Genomic DNA, 819 nt, shown 5'->3' on the forward strand with positions numbered 1-819 from the left:
AGATCAGCAAAGGCCCAACTGACAGGGCGATTTCAACAAGAGATTTCCCCTGTCACGATATTCACCAAAAAAGGAAAAGAAATAACCATTTTAGAAGATGAACATATTCGGCATAATACTTCAATTGAAGGATTAGCGAAACTGAAACCAACCTTTAAAAAGGATGGGACCGTAACGGCAGGTAATGCCAGTGGTATTAATGATGGGGCAGCTGCATTAATACTTGGAAGTGAATCCTTCCTTCAAACCAATCACAATGTGAAGCCATTGGCAAGAATCATATCCTGGGGGATTGCGGGGGTAGACCCAAATATTATGGGTATTGGACCAGTTCCTGCTAGTCAATTAGCTTTACGGAAAGCCGGACTCAATATTGAAGATATCGATTTGTTCGAAATCAATGAAGCATTCTCTGCCCAGTATCTTGCAGTAGAGAGAGAGCTTGGATTGAAACGGGAAAAAGTTAACGTCAATGGTGGAGCAATCGCATTAGGTCATCCAGTTGGTGCTAGTGGAGCTAGAATTATATATTCATTGGCCCTAGAGTTACGGAATCGAGAAAAGAAGTATGGACTAGCTTCCCTCTGTATTGGAGGAGGACAAGGAATCTCAGTAATCATTGAGGCTCTATGAACATGTTTGATTGGGGTACACCAGGCATGGAAGATAATAATATGAAATTAGATGATTATATTATGGACTACATCCCACGAGCAGTGCGAAAGCCTTTCGGAAATCGAATGCGGAGGAAGTGTCCATTCTGGGATACTGCATAGGTGGTACAATAACATCAATATTTGCAACTCTGCACCCTGAGCT

1 protein-coding gene and 1 pseudogene are annotated in these 819 nt (G+C 42.0%); both read left to right on the forward strand.

Annotated features, from left to right (window positions below):
• Nucleotides 1-633: acetyl-CoA C-acyltransferase (locus AC1DUW_RS30925; protein WP_477644466.1), on the forward strand; the 633-nt coding region annotated here is incomplete at its 5' end.
• Nucleotides 634-635: 2 nt separating this feature from the next.
• Nucleotides 636-819, forward strand: a pseudogene (locus tag AC1DUW_RS30930) (class III poly(R)-hydroxyalkanoic acid synthase subunit PhaC); the annotation flags it as partial.

The sequence above is a fragment of the Peribacillus sp. P4_C12 genome (assembly GCF_056402095.1).